The organism is Paenibacillus sp. GCM10027627 (assembly GCF_042675505.1).
Taxonomy (GTDB): domain Bacteria; phylum Bacillota; class Bacilli; order Paenibacillales; family Paenibacillaceae; genus Pristimantibacillus.
Genome location: NZ_JBHTHB010000001.1, coordinates 522,481 through 544,094, shown reverse-complemented (window position 1 = coordinate 544,094; position 21,614 = coordinate 522,481). Strand labels below are relative to the sequence as shown.

25 protein-coding genes and 1 riboswitch are annotated in these 21,614 nt (G+C 50.0%); of the genes, 1 reads left to right on the top strand and 24 read right to left on the bottom strand.

The window, feature by feature from the left end:
* Positions 1 to 50 precede the first annotated feature (50 nt).
* From ACFQZE_RS02510 to ribD, 11 genes are all read right to left on the bottom strand, one after another.
* Positions 51 to 587 (bottom strand): spore maturation protein, encoded by a 537-nt coding sequence (locus ACFQZE_RS02510; protein WP_379353320.1) that lies wholly within the window; start codon positions 585 to 587, stop codon positions 51 to 53.
* Positions 580 to 1,239 (bottom strand): nucleoside recognition domain-containing protein, encoded by a 660-nt coding sequence (locus ACFQZE_RS02505; RefSeq protein ID WP_379353318.1) that lies wholly within the window; start codon positions 1,237 to 1,239, stop codon positions 580 to 582. The genes ACFQZE_RS02510 and ACFQZE_RS02505 overlap by 8 nt, the downstream gene beginning before the upstream one ends.
* Positions 1,240 to 1,308: 69 nt before the next feature.
* Positions 1,309 to 2,325, bottom strand: coding sequence for a D-alanyl-D-alanine carboxypeptidase family protein (locus ACFQZE_RS02500; protein ID WP_379355467.1), 1,017 nt, complete (start codon positions 2,323 to 2,325; stop codon positions 1,309 to 1,311).
* A gap of 240 nt (positions 2,326 to 2,565) precedes the next feature.
* Complete coding sequence (gene ytfJ / locus ACFQZE_RS02495; protein ID WP_379353316.1) at positions 2,566 to 3,087, bottom strand: GerW family sporulation protein; 522 nt, start codon at positions 3,085 to 3,087, stop codon at positions 2,566 to 2,568.
* Positions 3,060 to 3,752 (bottom strand): DUF2953 domain-containing protein, encoded by a 693-nt coding sequence (locus ACFQZE_RS02490; RefSeq protein ID WP_379353314.1) that lies wholly within the window; start codon positions 3,750 to 3,752, stop codon positions 3,060 to 3,062. Before ACFQZE_RS02490 ends, ytfJ begins: the two co-directional genes overlap by 28 nt.
* Positions 3,753 to 3,813: 61 nt before the next feature.
* Positions 3,814 to 4,416 carry an SMC-Scp complex subunit ScpB gene (gene scpB, locus ACFQZE_RS02485; protein WP_379353312.1) on the bottom strand — a complete coding sequence of 201 codons (603 nt, stop codon included), beginning with the start codon at positions 4,414 to 4,416 and terminating at the stop codon, positions 3,814 to 3,816.
* Complete coding sequence (locus ACFQZE_RS02480; RefSeq protein ID WP_379353310.1) at positions 4,385 to 5,167, bottom strand: segregation and condensation protein A; 783 nt, start codon at positions 5,165 to 5,167, stop codon at positions 4,385 to 4,387. The genes scpB and ACFQZE_RS02480 overlap by 32 nt, the downstream gene beginning before the upstream one ends.
* Positions 5,168 to 5,206: 39 nt before the next feature.
* The gene (gene ribH / locus ACFQZE_RS02475) at positions 5,207 to 5,677 is read right to left on the bottom strand and encodes a 6,7-dimethyl-8-ribityllumazine synthase (protein WP_379353308.1); all 471 of its coding nucleotides are present in this window, start codon (positions 5,675 to 5,677) and stop codon (positions 5,207 to 5,209) included.
* A 34-nt stretch (positions 5,678 to 5,711) separates the two neighbouring features.
* Positions 5,712 to 6,974, bottom strand: a complete 1,263-nt coding sequence (locus ACFQZE_RS02470; RefSeq protein ID WP_379353306.1) for a bifunctional 3,4-dihydroxy-2-butanone-4-phosphate synthase/GTP cyclohydrolase II — start codon at positions 6,972 to 6,974, stop codon at positions 5,712 to 5,714.
* A 22-nt stretch (positions 6,975 to 6,996) separates the two neighbouring features.
* Positions 6,997 to 7,659, bottom strand: coding sequence for a riboflavin synthase (gene ribE / locus ACFQZE_RS02465; protein ID WP_379353304.1), 663 nt, complete (start codon positions 7,657 to 7,659; stop codon positions 6,997 to 6,999).
* Positions 7,660 to 7,682: 23 nt separating this feature from the next.
* Complete coding sequence (gene ribD / locus ACFQZE_RS02460) at positions 7,683 to 8,786, bottom strand: bifunctional diaminohydroxyphosphoribosylaminopyrimidine deaminase/5-amino-6-(5-phosphoribosylamino)uracil reductase RibD (protein WP_379353302.1); 1,104 nt, start codon at positions 8,784 to 8,786, stop codon at positions 7,683 to 7,685.
* A gap of 279 nt (positions 8,787 to 9,065) precedes the next feature.
* Positions 9,066 to 9,274: riboswitch (FMN riboswitch) on the bottom strand.
* 208 nt (positions 9,275 to 9,482) lie between these two features.
* Between ribD and ACFQZE_RS02455 the strand changes: the two genes are divergently transcribed.
* Positions 9,483 to 9,899 (top strand): LysM peptidoglycan-binding domain-containing protein, encoded by a 417-nt coding sequence (locus ACFQZE_RS02455; RefSeq protein ID WP_379353300.1) that lies wholly within the window; start codon positions 9,483 to 9,485, stop codon positions 9,897 to 9,899.
* Positions 9,900 to 9,981: 82 nt separating this feature from the next.
* On the opposite strand, the gene ACFQZE_RS02450 is transcribed toward ACFQZE_RS02455, so the two are convergent.
* From ACFQZE_RS02450 to deoB, 13 genes are all read right to left on the bottom strand, one after another.
* The gene (locus tag ACFQZE_RS02450; RefSeq protein ID WP_379353298.1) at positions 9,982 to 10,413 is read right to left on the bottom strand and encodes a peptidylprolyl isomerase; all 432 of its coding nucleotides are present in this window, start codon (positions 10,411 to 10,413) and stop codon (positions 9,982 to 9,984) included.
* A gap of 53 nt (positions 10,414 to 10,466) precedes the next feature.
* The gene (lysA, locus tag ACFQZE_RS02445) at positions 10,467 to 11,798 is read right to left on the bottom strand and encodes a diaminopimelate decarboxylase (RefSeq protein ID WP_379353296.1); all 1,332 of its coding nucleotides are present in this window, start codon (positions 11,796 to 11,798) and stop codon (positions 10,467 to 10,469) included.
* Positions 11,799 to 11,929: 131 nt separating this feature from the next.
* The gene (locus ACFQZE_RS02440; RefSeq protein WP_379353294.1) at positions 11,930 to 13,585 is read right to left on the bottom strand and encodes a spore germination protein; all 1,656 of its coding nucleotides are present in this window, start codon (positions 13,583 to 13,585) and stop codon (positions 11,930 to 11,932) included.
* Between the two features lie 26 nt (positions 13,586 to 13,611).
* The gene (locus ACFQZE_RS02435; protein WP_379353292.1) at positions 13,612 to 14,064 is read right to left on the bottom strand and encodes a stage V sporulation protein AB; all 453 of its coding nucleotides are present in this window, start codon (positions 14,062 to 14,064) and stop codon (positions 13,612 to 13,614) included.
* Positions 14,033 to 14,683 carry a stage V sporulation protein AA gene (locus ACFQZE_RS02430; protein ID WP_379353290.1) on the bottom strand — a complete coding sequence of 217 codons (651 nt, stop codon included), beginning with the start codon at positions 14,681 to 14,683 and terminating at the stop codon, positions 14,033 to 14,035. The genes ACFQZE_RS02435 and ACFQZE_RS02430 overlap by 32 nt, the downstream gene beginning before the upstream one ends.
* 108 nt (positions 14,684 to 14,791) lie before the next feature.
* Positions 14,792 to 15,547: an RNA polymerase sporulation sigma factor SigF gene (gene sigF, locus ACFQZE_RS02425; RefSeq protein ID WP_379353288.1), complete on the bottom strand. Its 756-nt coding sequence runs from the start codon at positions 15,545 to 15,547 to the stop codon at positions 14,792 to 14,794.
* A gap of 19 nt (positions 15,548 to 15,566) precedes the next feature.
* Positions 15,567 to 16,013 carry an anti-sigma F factor gene (spoIIAB, locus tag ACFQZE_RS02420; RefSeq protein ID WP_379353286.1) on the bottom strand — a complete coding sequence of 149 codons (447 nt, stop codon included), beginning with the start codon at positions 16,011 to 16,013 and terminating at the stop codon, positions 15,567 to 15,569.
* Positions 16,010 to 16,363, bottom strand: coding sequence for an anti-sigma F factor antagonist (spoIIAA, locus tag ACFQZE_RS02415; protein WP_379353284.1), 354 nt, complete (start codon positions 16,361 to 16,363; stop codon positions 16,010 to 16,012). Before spoIIAA ends, spoIIAB begins: the two co-directional genes overlap by 4 nt.
* A 143-nt stretch (positions 16,364 to 16,506) precedes the next feature.
* Complete coding sequence (locus ACFQZE_RS02410) at positions 16,507 to 17,697, bottom strand: D-alanyl-D-alanine carboxypeptidase family protein (RefSeq protein WP_379353282.1); 1,191 nt, start codon at positions 17,695 to 17,697, stop codon at positions 16,507 to 16,509.
* 206 nt (positions 17,698 to 17,903) lie between these two features.
* Positions 17,904 to 19,241 (bottom strand): pyrimidine-nucleoside phosphorylase, encoded by a 1,338-nt coding sequence (locus ACFQZE_RS02405; RefSeq protein WP_379353280.1) that lies wholly within the window; start codon positions 19,239 to 19,241, stop codon positions 17,904 to 17,906.
* Between the two features lie 27 nt (positions 19,242 to 19,268).
* Positions 19,269 to 19,439, bottom strand: coding sequence for an aspartyl-phosphate phosphatase Spo0E family protein (locus ACFQZE_RS02400; protein ID WP_379353278.1), 171 nt, complete (start codon positions 19,437 to 19,439; stop codon positions 19,269 to 19,271).
* A gap of 109 nt (positions 19,440 to 19,548) precedes the next feature.
* On the bottom strand, positions 19,549 to 20,373 hold the full coding sequence (locus tag ACFQZE_RS02395) for a purine-nucleoside phosphorylase (RefSeq protein WP_379353276.1): 825 nt from the start codon (positions 20,371 to 20,373) through the stop codon (positions 19,549 to 19,551).
* Between the two features lie 26 nt (positions 20,374 to 20,399).
* Complete coding sequence (gene deoB / locus ACFQZE_RS02390) at positions 20,400 to 21,584, bottom strand: phosphopentomutase (RefSeq protein ID WP_379353274.1); 1,185 nt, start codon at positions 21,582 to 21,584, stop codon at positions 20,400 to 20,402.
* Positions 21,585 to 21,614: the final 30 nt, after the last annotated feature.

Sequence of the window (21,614 nt, the reverse complement as noted above, 5' to 3'; positions counted from 1 at the left end):
TTCACCTCACTCTCCATCATAACGATATCGAGAGTAAAGCACAAGCTTCCCTACCTAAATATGTATAAACAAATCGCAATCGCAGCAAAAAAACCGACCAAATCGGAAAACAAGCCCACTTTCAGCGCATAACGGGTCCTTCTAACTGCTACTGCCCCAAAATAAACGGTCAGCACATACAACGTTGTATCGGTGCTCCCTTGAATCGTAGAAGCGATTCGGCCGATCATAGAATCCGGCCCATAGGTGCTGATCAAATCCGCTGTAAACGCCAGAGAGCCCGCTCCGGTCAGCGGCCTCAGAATGCCAAGCGGAAGCACTTCGCTCGGGATACCCATCCAATCAAACGCGGGCCTGAAGGCCGAAAGCATAAGTTCCATGGCACCCGAAGCCCGGAACATGCTTATGGCAACCATCATTCCCACAAGATGCGGAATTATGCTGATCGCCGTGCCGAATCCGTCTTTTGCCCCTTCAACAAACGTTTCATAGACGGGAATTTTTTTGCGGAGCATGGCGTATAGCGGAATAAATACAATAATGGCGGGAATAAGCCAAATCGAAAATTTGGAAAACAAATCATACAAACTCGCCACCTCCCGACGAGAAGTCGCTATGCCCTTTTGTTACAGGCGGCAAAGCGGGCTTTGGAGTGGAAGGAGGAGCAGAACGGCTTCGGTACCATCTGTCGGCCAGAATGGCCGCTGCGGTTGCAACAAAGGTAGCTGCTAGCGTCGTCCCGATAATTTCGGCTGGGTTGGCAGAGCCGTAGTTCATTCGTATTGCGATCAGAGTCGTTGGGACGATCGTTATGCTTGACGTATTAAGCGCAAGAAGAGTACACATGGCCGGCGTTGCCGTTTCCTTATCCGGATTCAGCTTTTGAAGCTCTTGCATCGCTTTGATTCCCATCGGAGTTGCAGCATTGCCAAGACCAAACAGATTGGCGCTTAAATTGCTCATAATATAACCCATGGCGGGATGATCCTTCGGCACATCGGGAAAAAGCCAGCGCACAAGCGGCCTTAACAAACGAGCGAGCTTTTTCAAAAGATCAGCGTCTTCGGCAATTCGCATCATGCCCAGCCAAAACACCATAATGCTAATTAAGCCAAAGCTTACGGTGACGCCAGATTTTGCCCCCTCGAAGGCGGCCTGAGTCACCGTATCCATCTTGCCCGTAAACGCCGCTACCGCAACGCTTATGACGATAAAGAACAGCCATATCCAGTTGACCATCACTTCAGCCTCCCCCAAAACCTGTAAACGCCGCTCTTCTCTCCCAAAAAGAATGACGTTATCAACAATTTAATTCATTTGCAGCCTTGGACTTCCAATGTCGTAAACCGGTACGGAGCCGATCCATTCCTCGTCCAAATAAAACTCCAAGTTGCCCCGCTCTCCTAACGCATAAGCCGTTGTGGACATGTCTTGCAGAAGCAGCTTTGTATGAATGCGGCCTTGCTCTTCCGCAAGCAGAGGATAGCGGAAGCTTTGTCCAAGTGCATACGGATAGTCCGTCAGTTCTTTGCCTTTATCCGCTATTGTTTGCAGAGGATAGTTGGCAAAGCCAAAATCAAGCAGATTACGGTGATCTGCCCAATCATCGCTGTCGTTGATCGTAACAGCGGCAAGCTTCTGGCCGTTACGCGTCGCAGAGCTGACCAAGCAGCGCAAAGCTTTTTTTGTATAGCCCGTTTTGACTCCGTCTGCACCTTCATACATAGACAGCATTTTATTTTTGTTCTGCCATTTATACTCCCATTGCTCATGGGGATTTGGAGCGGTTTTTACTTTAGTGCCGACAATTTGAGCAAAAGCCTCGTTTTTTAAAGCATAAGCGGTGAGCTTGGCCAAATCATTGGCCGAAGAATAGTGTCCTTCCGCATCCAGCCCGTGCGGATTCATAAAATGGGAATTGGCAAGCCCGATTTGCTCTGCCTTGGCATTCATAAGGTATACAAACCCTTCTTCGGATCCTCCTACATGTTCAGCGATTGCCGTTGCCGCATCATTGCCAGATCGAAGCATAAGTCCATACAGCATATTGGACAAACTCATTTCCTCGTCCAATTGCAAATAAATGGAGGAACCTTCTTTGCCGACGGCTCGTCCTGACGTTTTGACCATATCGGATAAATTTCCATGCTCAATTGCGACAATCGCCGTCATAATTTTAGTCAAGCTTGCTATACGCATGGGAGTATCCCCATTGCTGCTATAAAGCAAACGGCCCGATTCTACATCAATAAGCGCAGCGCCTTTGGCGTTTGTCCCTATGGCGGGAGGCGCAGCTTCGGCTATTGCCGGGACAAGCGCCAGCATAAAGCAAATGCCGGCAAGAGCGATCCTGCACGTCCACAGCTTAAGACGCTTCAGTTTCCATAGCTTAGCCACTTTCATGTTGTGTGAACTCCTCTCGGTGCGTAGCGTTAATAATGGCATCTCGCCTTAGTATATGCTCATGCTGGAGAGTGTAGACGAGCTTTTATCAACTAAAAAAATGAAAAACTGCCTCGAATTCGAGGCAGTTTTCTGTACCATAGACGTTTTTATTATCCGCAACTAGTTGTGCTGCGTCTCATCGGATACGTGACCGTCAATAATGGTGGTCGTAGTCGTTTCCACATAATCGGAATCGTGGGACGAATTGCTTTTGATCATCGACTGAATTTTATCGAATACTTTCGGGGCGGAATCGATCACCTTTTCCATCAGATGGGTCTGATTGTCAAGCGGAACGATTTTGACCCCTTGCGTACCGACAACAAGGAACGCGATCGGCGTAATGGATACGCCGCCGCCGCTGCCGCCGCCAAACGGCAGCGAAACATGAGCGTGCTGCGCATCGGATTTTGAGGAGGACTGGCCGTTGCCGTTTCCATGCCCATGACTATGCTTGTCGGCTCCATCGGTCCGAATGTCGCTGCCTCCGGCAACAAAGCCGAAGCCTACTTTAGAAATAGGCATAATAACGCTGCCGTCCGGCGTCTGAACCGGATCGCCAACAATTGTATTTACGTCAACCATTTCCTTGATGTTTTCCATTGCGGTTTGCATTAGGCCTTGAATAGGATGTTCTGCCATGCTTTGACGCCTCCCTTCCATTTCTTCATGCGAACCAAAAGCTGCAGTCCGGCAAGGATAGCATATCCGAAGCGGATTTGGGCTATGCACGACCATTCCGTTGTAAAAGAAGGATTCTGAAAGTTGGCATTAACCGACATTATCGGCTGGCTTTTCAGACTGACCATTTGCGACAGCACTCCAACAATAGAGGTTTTCACGGACCATACCGCCCCTGTCGCCATCGCCGTCCACATGGCGTCTCCCGTGCCAAGCGATGTTGTCCACTGCCAATCGGTCAGTTTGACTCTGGCGAGCGTTCCTCTTATCCAGCCCCTCAAATCTTTGATCAAATGCAATATTTGCTTGTATTTGTCTATCGCGCTTTCAACCTTTTCGGCATCGATTTCGTCATTGAAATCTTTCCATGAGTTCAGACCCGCCCCGGAGGAGCTGATTTTTTCCTCCACCTTAAGCGATGTGCCTGTAAAGCGCATAAACGGTATTTCAAATCGGTATCGGATAAGGCCGAACAATGCTTTGACGCTCAGCTCCGCATCTTCTTTGTCGCCGACTTTTCGAACGTAGCCATGCACAACAATAGGAGAAGCCAAAGCCGCAACGACAGCGCAAATCAGCAAAAAAAAGCCGCCGGCCACTATCCAACCGTATGGGTAACCGAGCATCCTCATGCTTCCTCCGTTTCCCTTATATAGGTTGAAATTAGTATGGCCTAGCGGCTAAATCTCATTCTTTTATTTCATCAAATGTCATTTGACGACCGTCCAGCTTTTCAAACAGCAATTTCGTCTGCTCATCCAAAGCGTCGTCGGCATCCACATGTTTAGGCTCAGGCAGCTCTTTGATTGAAGCCAAACCGAAATACTCTAAAAAGGATTTGGTCGTTCCGTAAAGAATAGGGCGTCCGATAGCATCAGCACGGCCCACCTCCTCAATCAAATCTTTGGACACCAGAGATTGAATCGCTCTATCGCTCTTCACTCCTCTAATTTCCTCAATATCGATCCGGGTCATAGGCTGGCGATAAGCGACAATGGATAACGTCTCAAGAGCGGCTTGCGACAGCTGAGCTCGAGTAGGCGTATAAGCCATTCTCTCAAAATAAGGAGCATGGTCGGGATGAGTCGTCATCCGATAAGCCGACGCAATTTCCGTAATTTGAACTCCTCTTTCTTCCCGCTCCAAATCTCTGTGCAAATCGTATACCAACTCAGAAGCAAAGTCGGGACTTGTTTGCAAAATATCGGCGAGCTGCCGCTTTGTCAGACCTTCGTCACCCGCCATAAACAATAAACCTTCAATAATCGATTTCAACTTCTGATAATCCATCGCTTTCAGATTCTCCTCTCCAATGAATGACGATATCGTCAAAGAGCGAATGCTGAAAGCAACGAATATGCTTCATTTTCATGAGCTCCAAAATCGCCAAAAAAGTAACTACGATTTCATGCTTGTCCATATTTTCGCGAATCAGCTTGGAAAACCGCACCGTCTCAAATTGCTTCAGCACATCGACGATATCGTTGATCCGGTCTTTGACCGAAATTTCATCGCGCTGAACCGTCGCAATAATGTCCCGTCTGGCTGCTCTTCTAAGCGCCTTCTGGAAGGCGGCGACCAAATCGGAAATATGCAGTCCTTCTACCGGGTTTACCTTCTCCTCCACCAAATAAGGAGTCATATCTTCCGGTTCCCGGGAAAAAACCAAACTTCTTTCAATTTCCTTCTCGCGCAGCTGCTCCGCAATCCCTTTAAACTTCCGGTATTCGATCAGCCTTTGAATGAGCTCGTCGCGAGGATCGAGGCCGTCATCGTCTACCCAATCGTCGTAAATATCTTCAAATATAGGAGGCTTCGGCAGCAGCTGCTTGCTCTTAATGGCGAGCAGCGTTGCTGCCATAACAAGAAACTCGCTTGTTACTTCAAGCTCCAATTCTTTCATGGCGTCCAAATATTCCAAATACTGCATCGTAATTTCGCTGATCGATACTTCGTGAATATCGATCTCTGATTTATCGATCAAATGGAGCAATAAATCAAGCGGACCTTCGAACGTCTCCAGCTTGTAAAGCACCGACACTATCGCAACCTCCCGCGTACTTCAACTGGAGATAGGTTATTATCCCTGAAGCTGTTTTGTCAAGTTGGCCATCTCAATTGCAGTCGCAGCCGCTTCGTATCCTTTATTTCCAGCCTTTGTTCCGGCACGCTCAATGGCCTGCTCGATCGAGTCAACCGTCAAAACGCCAAAAATCGTGGGTACGCCTGTTTTCAGCGCAACTGCCGACACGCCTTTTGCAGCTTCGTTGCATACATAATCAAAATGCGGAGTTGATCCGCGAATGACGGCGCCAAGCGTAATAACCGCGTCATACTTGCCGCTTTCGGCCATTTTTTGCGCGATCAAAGGAATTTCAAACGCTCCCGGCACCCATGCAACTTCTACATCGGAGGAATCGGCCCCATGGCGTTTGAAGGCGTCAAGCGCGCCGCTCAGCAGCTTTCCGGAAATAAACTCATTGAAACGTCCTACGACAACTCCATATTTTAAACCTTCCGATACTAAATGTCCTTCATATACTTTTGTCATGTTAATGGCTCCTTTTTATGGGGTATTTATTTTTTTATTGTTCCCGCTTTGCAGTGGCTGCCGCTGATTCCAGTCCTTCCGGCGTAAGCAGATGGCCAAGCTTCGTTCTTTTGGTGCGCAAATAATTGCGGTTGTTGTCATTGGCTTCCATTTGAATAGCAACTCGCTCCACCACTTCAAGCCCGTAACCTTCAAGTCCTTTAATTTTGCGGGGATTGTTGGTCAGCAGCCTCATTTGGGTAACGCCAAGATCCTTCAAAATTTGAGCGCCAATGCCATATTCGCGCAAGTCGGGAGCAAACCCAAGTTTAATATTCGCTTCGACGGTGTCGAATCCCTGCTCTTGCAGCTCGTAAGCCTTCAACTTGTTAATAAGGCCGATGCCTCTTCCCTCTTGACGCATATACAGCAAAACTCCGCTTCCCGCCTCATCGATTTGTCTTAGCGCGGCTTCCAGCTGAGGCCCGCAATCGCAGCGGTGGGAGTGGAAAATGTCGCCGGTCAAACATTCCGAATGGACGCGGACGAGCGTCGGTTCAGCGGGATTGATCTCGCCTTTTACCATAGCGACATGTTCCTTTTGATCGATCTGATTCGTATAAGCGATCGCTTTAAACTGGCCAAAATCGGTTGGCATATTCACTTCCACTGCACGCTCGACCAATTTTTCCTTGGCGTTGCGATAACGAATCAGTTCCTCAATCGTAATCAGCTTTAATCCATGTTTCTTTTTAAATTCGACTAAATCGGGCAATCTCGCCATAGTGCCGTCTTCTTTTATAATTTCGCAGATAACGCCGGCTGGCTTTGACCCGCAAAGATTGGCAAGATCGATCGCAGCTTCCGTATGACCTGCGCGGCGCAGTACTCCGCCTTCTTTTGCAATTAGCGGGAAGATATGTCCGGGTCTGCGGAAATCGGCGGCCTTGGCATCGGGGTCAATGAGCGCTTTAACCGTAACGGAACGCTCATAAGCCGAAATACCCGTTGTGGTGGATACGTGGTCGACAGAAACGGTAAAAGCCGTTCCGTGATAGTCCGTATTGTGAGACACCATAGGGGGCAAGTCAAGCTGCTCCGCCCTCTCTTGTGTAATCGGGACGCATACGAGCCCTCTTGCTTCCGAAATCATAAAGTTGATGACTTCTGGCGTCGTTTCTTCGGCAAGAGCAATTAAGTCGCCCTCGTTCTCCCGGTCCTCGTCATCGACAACAATAACAGGCCGGCCTTGCATCAAATCTCGCAGAGCATCCTCGATTGTATCAAATACATCTGCCGCTTGTTCGTTTGCATTCATGGCCTTTCCCTCCTTCTCTCTTTTACAAAAAACCGTGTTCAGCCAAGTAGGCCGTCGAAAGCTTTGAAGTTTCCTTATGTCTGTCGCCGCCGCTTCGGAAATGGAGCAAATGATCGACATATTTGCCTATAATGTCGGTCTCAATATTGACAATGGACCCTAGTTGCTTGCCTTTAAGCGCCGTTTCGGCCAGCGTAAGCGGGATGATGGATATCGTAAAACCGTCATCGCTTGTATCTACAACCGTAAGGCTAATGCCGTCGACCGTAACGGATCCTTTCGGGATCACATACCGCAGCTGGTCAGAATCGTCCAGACGGATGTCAAACACAACCGCATTGGCATCCGCTCTCCGGGATACGATGGCACCCGTTCCGTCCACATGGCCCTGTACGATATGCCCGCCAAATCGAGCTCCTGCTTGCATGGCCCTCTCCAAGTTGACGGACTCTCCCGGCTTCAGCCGATGAAGGCTCGACTTTCGATAAGTTTCCGGCATCACATCAGCCGTAAACGAACCGGAGTCGTAAGAAGTGACGGTCAAGCAAACGCCGTTAACCGAGATGCTGTCGCCAAGCTTCGCATCTTTGGTTACCAGACTCGCCGCTATGTTCAAAATCATAGCTTCCCCTTGCTTAAAAACCGATTTTAAATGCCCCACTTCTTCCACTAAACCGGTAAACATCGGATTTCCTCCTCTCCTTGCTTCTATTCATAAACGGGATAACCCGTAACGCAAATATCGTTGCCAGCCATTTCGGCGGTCATCTCGTTAATTGCAATAGCTTCGGACATTAGCTGACGGCCCGGAAACGAAAAGTTTTGCGGAGCTTCCGCCCCCCCTATCAATTTGGGAGCGAAATACAGATGTATTTTGTCGATCAAGCCCGCATCGAGCATCGCCCCGTTCAACTTGCCTCCGCCCTCCAGCAATATCGAACCGATTTCTTTTTCCCCTAATTGTGCCATAGCGAGCATCAAATCAACAGTTGATCCATCGCCGCAAGGGATGACGGTAACACCCGCTTCCTCCAGCGCTTTCCATTTTGCTTCATCGGCACCCACTGTTGTCAATACAATCGTTTCCACTGTCCGATCGGTAACAACACGAGCATGAAGCGGCAATTTCAGCTTGGAATCTACGATGATTCGTTTCGGATGGATAGCCGGCACCGCAGCTCTTGTCGTTAGCAGAGGATCATCCGCCAATACCGTGCCGATCCCCACCATGATCGCTTCATGCTGATGTCTGAGCGCATGAGTTTGCTCACGAGCCACAGCTCCTGTCACCCACTGGCTATGCCCCGATTCCGCAGCAATTTTTCCGTCCAATGTACTGGCTGTTTTCAAAGTAACAAACGGAAGGCGAGTCGTTATAAACTTATTAAACTTTTCATTCATTTTCCGTGACCTTTTTTCCAAAAGGCCAACCTCAACCTCTATGCCATGCTCCCTCAGTCTGGAAATGCCGTTGCCGGCTACAACCGGATTGGGATCGAGCGCTGCAACGACTACACGCGCCGCTTTGGCATCGATGATTCTATTGCAGCAAGGAGGAGTTTTGCCAAAATGACTGCACGGCTCCAGCGTCACATAAACCGTCGCGCCTTCCGCTTCCCCGCCAGCCATAGCTAAAGCATGTACCTCCGCATGGCCTTCGCCTCGCTTCAAATGAGCGCCGAGTCCGACGATGCGCCCGTCTTTGACAACGACACATCCCACAACGGGGTTAATGCCCGTCTGACCCTTCGCTTTCTCCGCCATATCGAGCGCAAGCGACATGTAATATTCATCGTTTAATACGTCAAGCACGCAAAAAATCCCCCTAACCGGCTGCTTACCGTCAGGGGGATGAAAGTACAAGGAAACTTCGGCAAATACGTTCTAACAAAGAGACCTGTCGCCAAAATGCGCCGTTTAACACCCGCTATAACGGGCGTTTACTAAAAATTGCGCTTATTAGCCGCTCCCAAATAGACCGCGGTTATGCGGTCAGAACCTATTCATTCACGAAGTTGTCCATTAAACGACTTCCCTTGTGAAATCATGCACAAAAGAAGCGTCATCATAACGCACTTCGCTGCTGCCGAGCTTCTCCTTCTCCCATCCAGACTATACTGTCGGTCCCGGATTTGCACCAGGTCCACCGTTCCAACGCCCTCAAAAGCGCCATGCGCTCCACTTGAAAGTCATTAGCCCGGGTCACGGACTGACGGGATGTGCATTCATGCGGATTCCCGCTCTACCTGCATCTCCCGATCACCGCCGGTTGGGACTTGCACCCTACCCCGAAGGAAAGCTTATTCATTTTATTGGTGTCCGTTAATGTGTAACCTCATCATTAACTTTGATGAAATGTTACCACCCTGCATCGTAAAATGCAAGCACTTTCGTTTTTATAGTGAATGCCTTGCCTTATTTTATGGGCGGCTGTCACCCTTTTTCCCACGGTACATAGTCTATATAGACAAATGACCCTAATCCCCAAATCATTTAGGAGGTTTCTTGATGGATCGAGCGTTTTTCCACCACGGAGGCCCCGGCTTCCGCCGGCCGTTCAGACCGTTTCCGCATCCGTTTTTTCCAGACCGCTTTTTATTCCCGTTTTTTTTCTTTTCGCCGTTTTTTTTCCCATTCCGCAATGAAGAAGGAGCCGGGAACAACAATGAAGTCTATTTTGCCCATCATCAATCGAAATCAGGAGACACGTTGCATAAAGTAGCCCATATGTACAATATTCCGTATCCGATTTTGGAGGAAGCCAATCCTCATATTAGCAATCCACACCAGCTATCGCCCGGAACCAGCGTCTCCATCCCTCGGATCTCCAATATGCCTTGCCATAAAACGTACATGGAAAGTGCAATGGCTGCACCAAACGCAACGACGGGAAATGCTAATCAAACGCAACAGCACAATGGCTGATCCGCAGCAACCCAAAAAGCCCGGTTTCCAAATAGGAACCGGGCTTTACCTTTTCAAGAATGACTGAAGGATTAAAGGTTCATTACGCTTCTGTAACTTCTACCTTCTCCATTTTGTCTCCGCCTTTAAGAGCGTCAACAAACTCCATGCCTTTTGTCACTTTGCCGAAAACAGTGTGACCGCCATCTAGATGCGGCTGCGGCTGGTAGCAAATGTAGAACTGGCTGCCGCCTGTATTGCGACCCGCGTGAGCCATTGCAAGCGTTCCGCGCTCATGCTTGTTCGGGTTGATTTCGCAATCGATTTTGTATCCAGGACCGCCAGTGCCGTTGCCAGTTGGACAACCGCCTTGAGCGACAAAGCCCTGAATAACGCGATGGAAAGTTAGACCGTTGTAAAAGCCGTCGTTAGCCAGCTTTTCAAAGTTTGCTACTGTATTAGGAGCGTCTTGGTCGAATAGCTCAAGATGAACCTCTCCGCCGTTAGCCAATTTAATTTTTGCTTGTTTTGCCATTTCAAACATCTACCTTTCTATATCCGAATAAGACTACGTTACCAATTCTGACCTTATTTCGCAAGGGCAGATTTCTGAAGTCTTGCCGGAATTACGTCATTGCATACAATATTGTCCAGCGATTCGCGTTTTACCGCGAGGTCTGCGGAGCCGTCTTTCACAAAAACGACTGCCGGACGGCGAATGCGGTTGTAGTTGCTCGCCATCGCGTAGTTGTATGCGCCTGTGCAAAATACAGCCAGCAAATCGCCGCTTTCCGCTTTTGGCAATTCCAAATCCCAAATGAGCATATCGCCGCTTTCACAGCATTTGCCTGCGATCGAAACGGTTTCTTCCGCTGCGTCGTTTGCACGGTTAGCCAAAATCGCTTCGTATCGGGATTGGTACAGAGCGGGACGCGGATTGTCTGTCATGCCGCCGTCGACGGCCAAATATTTGCGCACGCCTGGAATGTTTTTGCTTGTCCCAACGGTGTAAAGCGTTGTTCCTGCATCGCCAACCATGCTGCGGCCCGGCTCAACCCAAATTTCCGGCATAGGGAAATCTGTGCCCGTGAAATTCGCTTTGATAGCGCCCGTGATCGCTTCCACGTATTGGCTGATTGGAAGCGGAGTGTCGCCGTCGACATAACGAATGCCGAAGCCGCCGCCAAGGTTCAGCACCTTAAACGTGAGGCCAAGCTCGTTGCGGATCGAAATCGCAAAACCGGCTACTTTGTCAACCGCCATGCGGAAACCTTCCACCTCAAAAATTTGCGAGCCGATATGGGAGTGAACGCCCAGAACGATCAAGTTCGGAAGGTTCAAAGCCTCTTCAATAGCTTGCTTCGCAGAGCCGTTGCCAAGGTCGAAACCGAACTTGGAATCTTGCTGGCCTGTCGAAATATAATCATGCGTATGCGCCTCTACGCCAGGCGTAATGCGCAGCAAAATGTTCACCTTTTTGCCCTTGTCGCCAGCAAGAGCGTTAAGTAGCGCAAGCTCGTGGAAGTTGTCCACAACGAAACAGCCGATGCCTGCGTCAAGCGCCATGTTGATTTCATCCGGAGTTTTGTTGTTGCCGTGGAAATGGATTCGCTCTACCGGGAATCCGGCTTGCAAAGCGGTATAAAGCTCGCCGTCGGACACAACGTCCAGCGACAGCCCTTCCTGCTCGGCAATCGCGCACATAGCCATAACGCTGAAAGCCTTGCTCGCGTAAGCGACTTGGAACTTCAATCCGGAAGCTTTAAACGCCTCCACATATTCACTCGCGCGTTGACGCACAAGCGTTTCGTCCACAATATATAACGGCGTGCCGAATTGCTGAGCCAAGTCGGTTACGTCACAACCGCCGATTTCTAGATGGCCGTTTGCATTTATTTTGCCAGTTCCATGCAGATACATTGCTACCCCTCGCCTTCCTCTATCCCCTTCGGATAGAACACAATTAGTTTGCATCTATAGGAACAGTATACCGTATGAGGGGTGCGTTCGAAATGGATAAAATCACATTTCATTTGTATTTTTGCGTTGCTTTACTTTTTTTCCGGCATCTTGTCCCGCTGCTGCGCACGCAAAATATTCGGCCTTGTCCGGTTGTATAGCAGAGGCTGCCGGATAATGATGCTCAGCAGCGCGCGCGCGTCGAACGGGATGATCGGCCACATATAAGGACGGTTCATCGAGCGCTCGCACACGAGGAAAATGATGAGAATCGTGGTAGCGATGACAAGACCCGGCAATTTAAACGCCGCAACCGCTATGAGCAAAATAAGCCTCACGACCCGGTTGGCCAGACCGAGCTCGTAGCTTGGCGTCGCAAACATCCCGATGGCGGCAATCGCCATATACAATATTACTTCGTTAATAAATACGCCTGTTTTGACCGCTATGTCCCCGATCAAGATGGCGGCGACAAGCGACATTGCCGTCGCTAACGATTTTGGCGTATGGACGGAAGCCATCCGGAGCAAATCGACCCCGATTTCCGCCAGCAGAAATTGAACAAAAAGCGGAAGCTTGCCTGTTTTGCTCGGACCGATAAAGTCGAGGAACGGCGGTTTGTATTCGGGATGCAATACAAAAAGAAGCCACAACGGCAGCATAAATAGCGACGCAAACACCCCGATAAACCTTACCCAGCGCAAATAAGTGCCGATCATCGGCGTCTGCCGGTTTTCCTCCGCGTGTTGCAGCAAGTCGGTGTAGGAAGTCGGCAGCGTCATGACGCTTGGGGATGTGTCGACGAATATCGCCACGGCTCCTTCAAGCAAATGAGCGGCTACCGTATCCGGACGCTCGGAGTAGCGGACAAGCGGGAACGGGCTCCACCCTCTTTTGATCGTCGCCTCTTCCAGCTGCTTGTCGGCAAGAGGAAGTCCGTCCACTTCGATCATCGAAATTTTATCTTTAATCGACTTGAGCAGCTCTTTGTCCGTAATATCGTCGATATAAGCGATACACACATCCGTTTTTGTCCGTTCGCCGACTTGAACGAGCTCATAACGCAGCTTCGTATCGCGGAGCCGTCTTCGAACGAGCGAGATGTTAACCATAAGCGTTTCAATAAAGCCGTCCCGGGAACCGCGAACCACCTTCTCCAGCGACGGCTCTTCCAGCCCTCTGGAAGGAAAGTTTTTGGCGTCGAGCTTGATCGCTTTTTCTTCCCCGTCGATAAATAGAGCCGTTCCCCCAGAAAAGACGCAATACATAAGCATTTCCCAGTCGTCTTCCGACGCCACCTGAGCGGCGGGAACATACAAATTCAAGAAGGATTCCAACGCATCGCTGCTCAGATCATCCGCCTGCAAATAAGTCAGCCTCTTTAGCACTTCCGTCAAAATTTCGTCTTTCACCAGCCCGTTCATGCAAAACAGCGCCGTTCGTTTCTCCCCAAACGTCATCTCGCGCACAACAATGTCGAAACTAACTTTGTAGCCCACATCCTCCAGCTTCAAAAGCACATCGTCAAGCGAGGACGGAATCGGCGTTTTTTTCTTTTTCTTATCGCCTGAGCCCGTCGGATAAGTCGTTCCGCTCAGCTCTTCCTTTGTTTGCAGCGCCGAATTCGGTTCCGTATACGGACTCTCTCCTTCCCCGCTTCCCTCATCTTCCTCTTCCATTCCGTAAAAGTCCTGCTCTTCCTCCCCGCCGTATTGCTGCTCCTCGTTTTCGCGATGTCTATCCGTCATCTTTCGTCACCTCGTATCGTCTGGATCTACCATTGAAAAACAAGCCAATCAAACAGCGAGCCAACCGTCTTGCCAAGCACCATAGCCATGACCAGACCCACCATAAACCGCGACAAATTCATCCGCTTGGCCAGGATGGGCAGCACATTCATCACTTCCGTCAATGCCGCCGCAAGCATCCCGACAAAGATGCCATCGAGAAACCCCGCGCCGGAGAGCGCAAAGGCATGCGGCAGCCGCAGCTTCCAATCCATAAAATCGGCGAATGTCCAGTACAGAGATCCGCTAATAATGGCCGTCTCAAACCAAATGGAGGAACGAAACGCGCGGGCGAGCTGGGCCAATCTCGGAATCAAGTCAAATACGATTAAAAGCGCCACCAGACCGCTTCCGACCGCAAGCCCCCCTGCAAGACCTAGCACCGCAATAAACAAGTTGACCAATAGCTCAATCATGACGATCGCCGTGAATTTGATCATAGTCCGACTTTTTGCGCATTTCATCGGCGATGACGTAATCGTTTAAGTTTTCTTGATACATATAAAGCTCGACTTCCAGCGGATTAGGCTCTTCGTTGAATCGTTTTCGGAAAATATGGTTAAAAAACAAAACCATGCCGAATCCGATTCCGAGCGAATACGGGATTTGGAACCAGAGCGGATGGTCCGTCCGCTTCCCCGTAATCAGCTCCACAATACGAATATGTACTTCCTTCATGCTGACGTCGGTATGGAAGTTCATAATGGCGAGCCCCGCCCCAAAAAACAGCAGCAGCCAAGCTAGAACCAAAACAGCATATCTCGGCTTAACCGGCTTATCGGACACCATCAGCAGCACTTGAGGGTCCCCGTAAGCTTCGATGGTTATGTTCGGAAAAGAATGCCGGATCGCTTTGACGATTTGCAGCAGATCGACGACCACCCGATTGCCGTCCGCTTTTTGGTGTGTATAAAGCTTCAAGCTCTTCAGCGCGTCTTCGCTTGCCTCATCCTCTGTCAATAGCCGCGCCACCTGTCCTAGCGTGACCGTGTGCCCGGGCTTAATATATATTCTTTTTTTGAGCCGCAGATAGAGAACCGAATGGCCGGATTCGCCCATCTGTCATCATCCTTCCCCTATTATGGGTAGTCGGTTTCAGATGTTAGTATGAGACGAGGAGGATTAGGATAATCAGCCAATTTATTGTAAAAAAAGAAACCAAACCGCTTATTGAGCGATTTGGTCCCTAATGGACTGCAATATTTTTTTCTCCAAACGCGACACTTGCACTTGCGATATTCCCAGCCTGCTTGCGACTTCGGATTGCGTCTTGTCCCGGTAGTAGCGCAAATAAACGATTAGTCTCTCGCGCTCGCTCAGTCCTTCGATCGCCTCGACAAGCGCAAGCTTATCGAACCAGCGCTCCTGCGACTCATCGGCGATCTGATCCATCAGCGTGATGGGATCGCCGTCATTTTCGAATACGGTCTCATGGATCGATGTTGGAGGCTTGTTGGCCTCCTGGGCAAAAACGACGTCCTCCGGCGTAATGCCGAGACGCTCCGCCACTTCGGAAATCGTCGGAAGGCGGCCGAGCGTTTTGGACAGCTCATCCTTCATTTTGCGCACTTTGTTCGCCGTCTCTTTGAGAGAGCGGCTTACTTTAAGCGTGCCGTCATCCCGCAGAAAGCGCTGAATTTCACCGATAATCATAGGAACCGCATAAGTCGAAAACTTGACGTCGTAGGATAAATCGAATTTATCGACGGACTTAAGCAGTCCGATGCAGCCGATTTGGAACAAGTCTTCCGGCTCGTAACCCCGGTTGATGAAACGCTGAACGACCGACCAGACAAGCCGTATGTTGCAGTTGACCAGCGTGTCCCTTGCCATCGCATCGCCGGACTGGCTGAGGGCGATAAGACGCTTCACTTCCGCGTCGTCCAAGTAAGGCTGGGCTGTTTGCTTCAAACCGACATCCATGAGGCTCAACCCCTATGCTCTAGTTATAGAGCGCTTTTTTTGACTCGATTCTCTTCTGCATACTGACGCATGTTCCGCCGCCGATTGTGCTGCTGACTTCAAAACGGTCCATAAAGTTTTCCATAATCGTAAAGCCCATGCCACTTCTCTCCAGCTCCGGCTTGGACGTAAAAAGCGGCTGGCGAGCCAATTCCACATCTTCAATGCCGCGGCCTTCATCTTCAATTACAATCGATACGGTGTCGCCATGTATGGCGGCCATAACGGCAACTTGCTTGGAAGAGTCGCTTTCATAGCCGTGAATAATCGCATTCGTGACCGCTTCCGATACTGCCGTTTTGAGATCGTTTAATTCCTCGAGCGTAGGATCGAGCTGGGATACAAAAGCTGCGACAGCGATCCGCGCGAACGCTTCGTTTTCGGATCTTGCGCTGAACGTTAGCTTCATTTCGTTATGGTCTGTCATGAGACCACCTCCAAACTCGTAATCGCGCTGCGCTCACTGTCGTGGACCGAAATAATTTTAAACAGTCCCGACAATTCAAACAAACGATGGACGCCCGGATTGACGTCGCAGACGACCATCTTGCCGCCTTTGCCCTTCACTTGCTTGTAACGGCCCAGAATGACGCCAAGTCCTGAGCTGTCCATAAATTGCAGCTCTTTTAGGCTTAGGATGACATGGCTGACGTTCTCTCTGATGAGCGCTTCTTCCATCTTAATCCGGACAACGTTGGCCGTATGATGGTCGAGCTCGCCGTACAGCCGCACGATCAGCACATTGCGGTAATGTTCCAACTCGATTTGCAGACTCATTATGCGGTTCATCTCCTTCTGGGTAATGGTTACAGATGCCGAGATAGAACTAGCAATTCTCCGAATGGGAGACCGATTCCTGCACGCCGACAAAACTAGAAGCATACCGCTATGAGCTGACAAATAACGAGCGATGCTGGAGGCTAATGAAACAGTCCGCTGGCCGAACGTTTCAGCATTTTCCACCAATTCGCCTTGCCGATTGACTGAGGGGACGTAATTTCAAACTCTTTAATCTTTTCATCGCCCTGGTAGACGATAAGCTTGCCAAGCGGCTGACCTTCCTTAATTGGAGCCTTCAGCTTTTCATTCAGCTTCAGCTCATGACGAATGTCGTTTGTTGCGCTGCCCTTTTTGAGCAAAATGCTGTAAGGCTGCTCGGCAACCAGCTTCAGTTCGGATTCCATCCCTTTTTCAATCCGCACTGCGCCTAAGCCGTCCCCTTCTTTAACAATGGGGTAATTCATATATTGGGCAAAAGCATAATCGAACATTTGCGACACTTCATTATTGCGGTGCTTCGTTGTCGGCTCGCCCATTACAACGGCAATGACCCGCAAATCGTCGCGTTTGGCCGTAGCGGACAAACAATATTTCGCTTCGCTAGTAAATCCGGTCTTCAGTCCGTCTGCCCCGCTGTAAAACCGGACCAGCTTGTTCGTATTGACTAGCCAGAACGGCTTCTCCGACGATTTGCGCAAATAATCCTGATAGAGGCCTGTATACTGTGTGACCTCGGAATGTTTGAGGAGCTCCCTCGACATTAACGCAATATCGTGCGCGGAGGAATAATGCCCTTCCGTCGGCAAACCGTTCGGATTGGCAAAATGAGTGTCGTTCATTCCTAGCTCCTGCGCTTTGGCGTTCATCATGGCGACAAATTGCGCTTCCGTGCCCGCCAGCTTCTCAGCCATTGCCACAGAGGCGTCATTGCCCGAAGCAAGCGCGATTCCTTTAATCATATCTTCGACAGACATTTGCTCGCCTTGTTCCAGAAAAATTTGCGATCCTCCCATAGAAGAGGCATATTCGCTAGTGGATACCATATCCGTCAATTTGATTTTGCCATCATCGAGCGCTTCCATAATTAATAGCAGCGTCATTATTTTAGTGATGCTGGCTGGCGGCAGTCGATCGTGGCTATTTTTTTCGTAAATAACGGTACCGCTCTCAGCGTCAAGCAAAACGGCGGAACGCGCCGAAGGCGCAAGGTCCCCTGTCGGTTGAGCGCTGTTGTTGGCAACGGGCGCTTTTTCTTCCGCAAATGCGGCAAGCGGGAATACAAGTGAAACTAGCAATGTTAATACGATTAGAGAAGTAACTCGGATCTTCAACGGAATGTCCCTCCTGGTCCATACAAGTGATTGGAATCTAGCTATATATTCCTTCCCATTGTTGACGCTAGAAATGGAAATTATTCCTTTATGCGAGAAATGTCCTCTAGCGAAACAAAAAAAAGACCAGCGGAGAAAATCTCTGCTGGTCTTTCTATATCGCTTGCTTATGGTGAACTATCCCAATTAGGCAACGTTTGAGCTCTCTATTCAGCTAACCTGTCTATTCCATCCTCGGTTACAACCGACAATAGCAACGGCCTTACGGACGACCGCTCCGGTTGAATGGTATAAGCGGAGCGGACGCGCTCGATCACTTCTTGGGTTGTGCTGTCGTTTTCGCTGCTTGCATGAAGCACGGCAATCGTATCGCCCGCAGCTACTTTATCTCCAACCTTTTTGCGAAGGACAAGCCCAACCGAATAGTCGATAACAGCTTCTTTCGTCGCTCTGCCGGCACCCAAAATCATCGCCGCCAGCCCAAGCTGCTCCGCCTCAATCGCATTTACGAACCCGGCTTGCTCCGCTTTCACTTCAAGTGTAACCGGTGCGGCAGGAAGCCGCTCCGGGGAATCGACAATGCTGCCGTCTCCGCCTTGAGCCTCGATGAAAGCTTTAAACTTGGCCAAAGCCTCGCCGTTTTCCAATTGTTTGCGCAAAAGTTGCTTCGCTTCGTCAAGCGCAGCGGCTTTGCCGCCTAATACAACCATATGCGCGCCCAAAGCAATACAAAGCTCCGTTAAATCTTCGGGACCTTCGCCTTTAAGCGTATCAATCGCTTCGCGAACCTCCAGCGCATTGCCGATGGCGAAGCCAAGCGGCTGATCCATATCGCTAATGACCGCAGCCGTTTTCCGTCCTACTTCCGATCCGATGGCGACCATCGCTTGCGCTAGCTTTTCCGAGTCCTCCACCGTTTTCATAAACGCTCCGCTTCCCGTCTTCACATCGAGAACGATAGCGTCTGCGCCTGCCGCAATTTTTTTGCTCATAACAGAGCTTGCGATTAGCGGAATGGATTCAACTGTCCCCGTTACATCCCGAAGGGCGTAAAGCTTCTTGTCCGCTGGAGCAAGATTTCCGCTTTGTCCAATGACGGACAAACCAAGCTCGTTCACCTGTCCAATGAAGTTGTCGCGGGAAAGCTCCGTGTGGAAGCCGCTGATCGATTCCAGCTTGTCGATGGTGCCGCCTGTATGTCCAAGACCTCGTCCCGACATTTTGGCAACCGGCACTCCAACAGAAGCAACCAAAGGACCGATAATTAATGTCGTTTTGTCACCTACGCCGCCCGTGCTATGCTTGTCAACCTTAATGCCCTCAATCGGAGCCAGATCGACTTGGTCGCCGGAAGCGGCCATCGCCATCGTCATCGCAGCGGTTTCACTTGCTGTCATTCCTTTGTAAAATACAGCCATTGCAAAAGCCGACATCTGATAGTCCGGTATTTCACCCTTGCTATACCCGCTTATAAGAAATTCGAGTTCCCCGGCGGTCAACTCTCCGCCGTCTCGCTTTTTATGAATCAAATCTACTGCCCGCATGTGTGACCTCCTCCGCCTAAGCGCTAGTCAAGTGGTGCGAGCGAGCAAACGGCGTTCGGATTGAACCCGAACGATAATTTCATCAAGCGATTGGCTTAGAATGAGCACATCGCGATGAAGCAAATTTTGCTCCGTTAATGCCGTCTCCACCATCTCATTGCGCAACTGCTCAAGTTTCAATAATAAATGCTTGTCCATGTCAGTTCCACTCCATCTTTCTATGATCATGGACATTATACGACGGTTCCGATTTGGAAAACTGTCACAATGAGTCGAGCCAAATGTTACAATTTTGTTACAATTTCAATTACATCCTGCCAATTAAAGATGTAACTAGACCCAGAAATTGGGACTTCACCTGCTCTGTTGTCTCCATAACTTCCTCATGGGAGAGCGGTTGATCCAAAATTCCGGCCGCCATGTTGCTAATACAGGAAATTCCGACTACTTCGATACCGGAATGACGGGCCGCAATGACTTCCGCAACCGTCGACATTCCGACAGCATCCGCCCCTAAAATGCGAAGCATTCTAATTTCGGCTGGAGTTTCATACGTAGGTCCCAATAGTCCGGCATATACGCCTTCTTGAATAGAGATCCCTTGCTCCTTCGCCACATCGAACGCAGCGGCGCGCAGTCGTTTGCTGTACGCTTCGGACATATCCGGGAACCGTACTCCCAGCTCATTGTCATTTGGCCCGATCAGCGGATTTTTACCTGTCAGGTTCAAATGGTCGGAAATAAGCATCAAATTGCCGGAAGCAAAATCGAGATTAATGCCGCCAGCTGCATTCGTTACAAGCAAGGAGCTTACGCCAAGCGCTTTCATCACTCGTACAGGAAATGCTGTCAGCTCAGGACCATATCCTTCATACATATGAAAACGTCCGCGCATCAGCACGACCGACCTTCCGGACAATGTTCCGATCAGAAGCTCTCCGGCATGGCCTTCCACCGTGGAAACTGGAAAATGAGGGATATCGTGATAATCAATAACGGTTGCGTTTTCGATATGATCGCCCAGCACACCAAGCCCGGAACCCATAATAAGGCCGATCTCCGGTTTAATTGACGTTTTTCCTCCTATGTATTGCGCCGCTTCTTGAATATGTGCGGATGTAAGTTGACTCATCGCTTGTTCCTCCTCAGAAATGTAAATCAGTTGGTTTTAAGTTCATTTAAAAAGCTAGTGCCGTTTGGAGGCGCTGCGACACAGAAATTGTCTGCAATCGTGGCTCCTAAATCGGAAAAAGTAGCACGCACATCTAGCGCCGAAGGCGAGCGGAAAGCCGGGCTGTAAAGGAGAACCGGAACGTACTCCCGCGTATGATCGGTGCCGGGATGAGTCGGGTCGTTGCCATGATCCGCAGTGACGATGAGCAAATCCTTTTCGCTCAGTGCGCCTTCCAGTTCCGGCAAAGCCCGGTCAAATTCCTCAAGCGCTTTTGCGTAGCCTTCCGGATCGCGGCGATGACCGTAGAGCGAGTCAAAATCGACTAAATTGGTGAACAGCAAGCCCCGGAAAGGCTGCTTCAACCGTTCGATCGTTTTTTGGATGCCGTCCGCATTGCTTTTTGTCGAAGTCGTCTCCGTAATGCCTTCCCCGTCAAAAATATCGTTTATCTTGCCGATGGCAACGGAGTCGAAGCCCCCATCTTTGAGAGCGTTCAGTACGGTAGGCTGCGGCGGCTTGACCGCATAGTCATGACGGTTAGGCGTCCGGGAGAACTTGCCTGGCTCACCTTTATAGGGACGGGCTATCACCCTGCCCACAGTAAAACGATCGTCCATCGTCAATTCTCTGGCAATTTCGCATGCCTTGTACAATTCATCAAGCGGGATGACATCTTCATGCGCCGCAATTTGAAAAACGCTGTCCGCCGACGTATAAACGATCCAGGCTCCGCTTTTCATTTGCTCTTCCCCGAGCTCGTCCAAAATGTCGGTGCCGCTAGCCGACTTGTTGCCAATCACTTTACGGCCTGTCCGCTCTTCAAAAGGACGGATCAGCTCTTCCGGAAAGCCGTCCGGGAACGTTTGGAACGGAACGGTAAGCTTGAGGCCCATCAGTTCCCAGTGCCCGGTCATCGTATCCTTGCCTACGGATACTTCGGCCATTTTGCCATGGTAGGCCGCTGCCGGGTTGGACCGAGGCTGCCAGTCGCCAATCGGGGCGATTCTATCGAGTCCCCACCGTCTTAAATGAGGCAGCGAGAGCCCTTTCACTTTTTGCGCAATATGGCCTAAAGTATGCGATCCAACATCGCCAAATTGGTCAGCGTCGGGAAGCTCTCCAATGCCTACGCTGTCCAGTACAATCACAGCAATACGTTCAAATTTCATATGACCATCCCTACTTTCTATGTCGTTTAA

Bases quoted from the DNA above. Each gene is read 5' to 3' on its own strand.
- ribE (WP_379353304.1), bottom strand. From the start codon at position 7,659: ATGTTTACCGGTTTAGTGGAAGAAGTGGGGCATTTAAAATCGGTTTTT.
- ACFQZE_RS02470 (WP_379353306.1), bottom strand. From the start codon at position 6,974: ATGAATGCAAACGAACAAGCGGCAGATGTATTTGATACAATCGAGGAT.
- ribH (WP_379353308.1), bottom strand. From the start codon at position 5,677: ATGACAAAAGTATATGAAGGACATTTAGTATCGGAAGGTTTAAAATAT.
- ACFQZE_RS02400 (WP_379353278.1), bottom strand. From the start codon at position 19,439: ATGGACAAGCATTTATTATTGAAACTTGAGCAGTTGCGCAATGAGATG.
- ACFQZE_RS02440 (WP_379353294.1), bottom strand. From the start codon at position 13,585: ATGACGGATAGACATCGCGAAAACGAGGAGCAGCAATACGGCGGGGAG.
- ACFQZE_RS02505 (WP_379353318.1), bottom strand. From the start codon at position 1,239: ATGGTCAACTGGATATGGCTGTTCTTTATCGTCATAAGCGTTGCGGTA.
- ACFQZE_RS02490 (WP_379353314.1), bottom strand. From the start codon at position 3,752: ATGCTCGGTTACCCATACGGTTGGATAGTGGCCGGCGGCTTTTTTTTG.
- ACFQZE_RS02450 (WP_379353298.1), bottom strand. From the start codon at position 10,413: ATGGCAAAACAAGCAAAAATTAAATTGGCTAACGGCGGAGAGGTTCAT.
- ACFQZE_RS02405 (WP_379353280.1), bottom strand. From the start codon at position 19,241: ATGCGGGCAGTAGATTTGATTCATAAAAAGCGAGACGGCGGAGAGTTG.
- ACFQZE_RS02455 (WP_379353300.1), top strand. From the start codon at position 9,483: ATGGATCGAGCGTTTTTCCACCACGGAGGCCCCGGCTTCCGCCGGCCG.
- spoIIAB (WP_379353286.1), bottom strand. From the start codon at position 16,013: ATGACAGACCATAACGAAATGAAGCTAACGTTCAGCGCAAGATCCGAA.
- ACFQZE_RS02500 (WP_379355467.1), bottom strand. From the start codon at position 2,325: ATGCTGGCGCTTGTCCCGGCAATAGCCGAAGCTGCGCCTCCCGCCATA.
- ACFQZE_RS02395 (WP_379353276.1), bottom strand. From the start codon at position 20,373: ATGAGTCAACTTACATCCGCACATATTCAAGAAGCGGCGCAATACATA.
- spoIIAA (WP_379353284.1), bottom strand. From the start codon at position 16,363: ATGAGTCTGCAAATCGAGTTGGAACATTACCGCAATGTGCTGATCGTG.
- ytfJ (WP_379353316.1), bottom strand. From the start codon at position 3,087: ATGGCAGAACATCCTATTCAAGGCCTAATGCAAACCGCAATGGAAAAC.
- scpB (WP_379353312.1), bottom strand. From the start codon at position 4,416: ATGGATTATCAGAAGTTGAAATCGATTATTGAAGGTTTATTGTTTATG.
- ACFQZE_RS02435 (WP_379353292.1), bottom strand. From the start codon at position 14,064: ATGATCAAATTCACGGCGATCGTCATGATTGAGCTATTGGTCAACTTG.
- sigF (WP_379353288.1), bottom strand. From the start codon at position 15,547: ATGGATGTCGGTTTGAAGCAAACAGCCCAGCCTTACTTGGACGACGCG.
- ACFQZE_RS02430 (WP_379353290.1), bottom strand. From the start codon at position 14,683: ATGGGCGAATCCGGCCATTCGGTTCTCTATCTGCGGCTCAAAAAAAGA.
- deoB (WP_379353274.1), bottom strand. From the start codon at position 21,584: ATGAAATTTGAACGTATTGCTGTGATTGTACTGGACAGCGTAGGCATT.
- lysA (WP_379353296.1), bottom strand. From the start codon at position 11,798: ATGTATCTGCATGGAACTGGCAAAATAAATGCAAACGGCCATCTAGAA.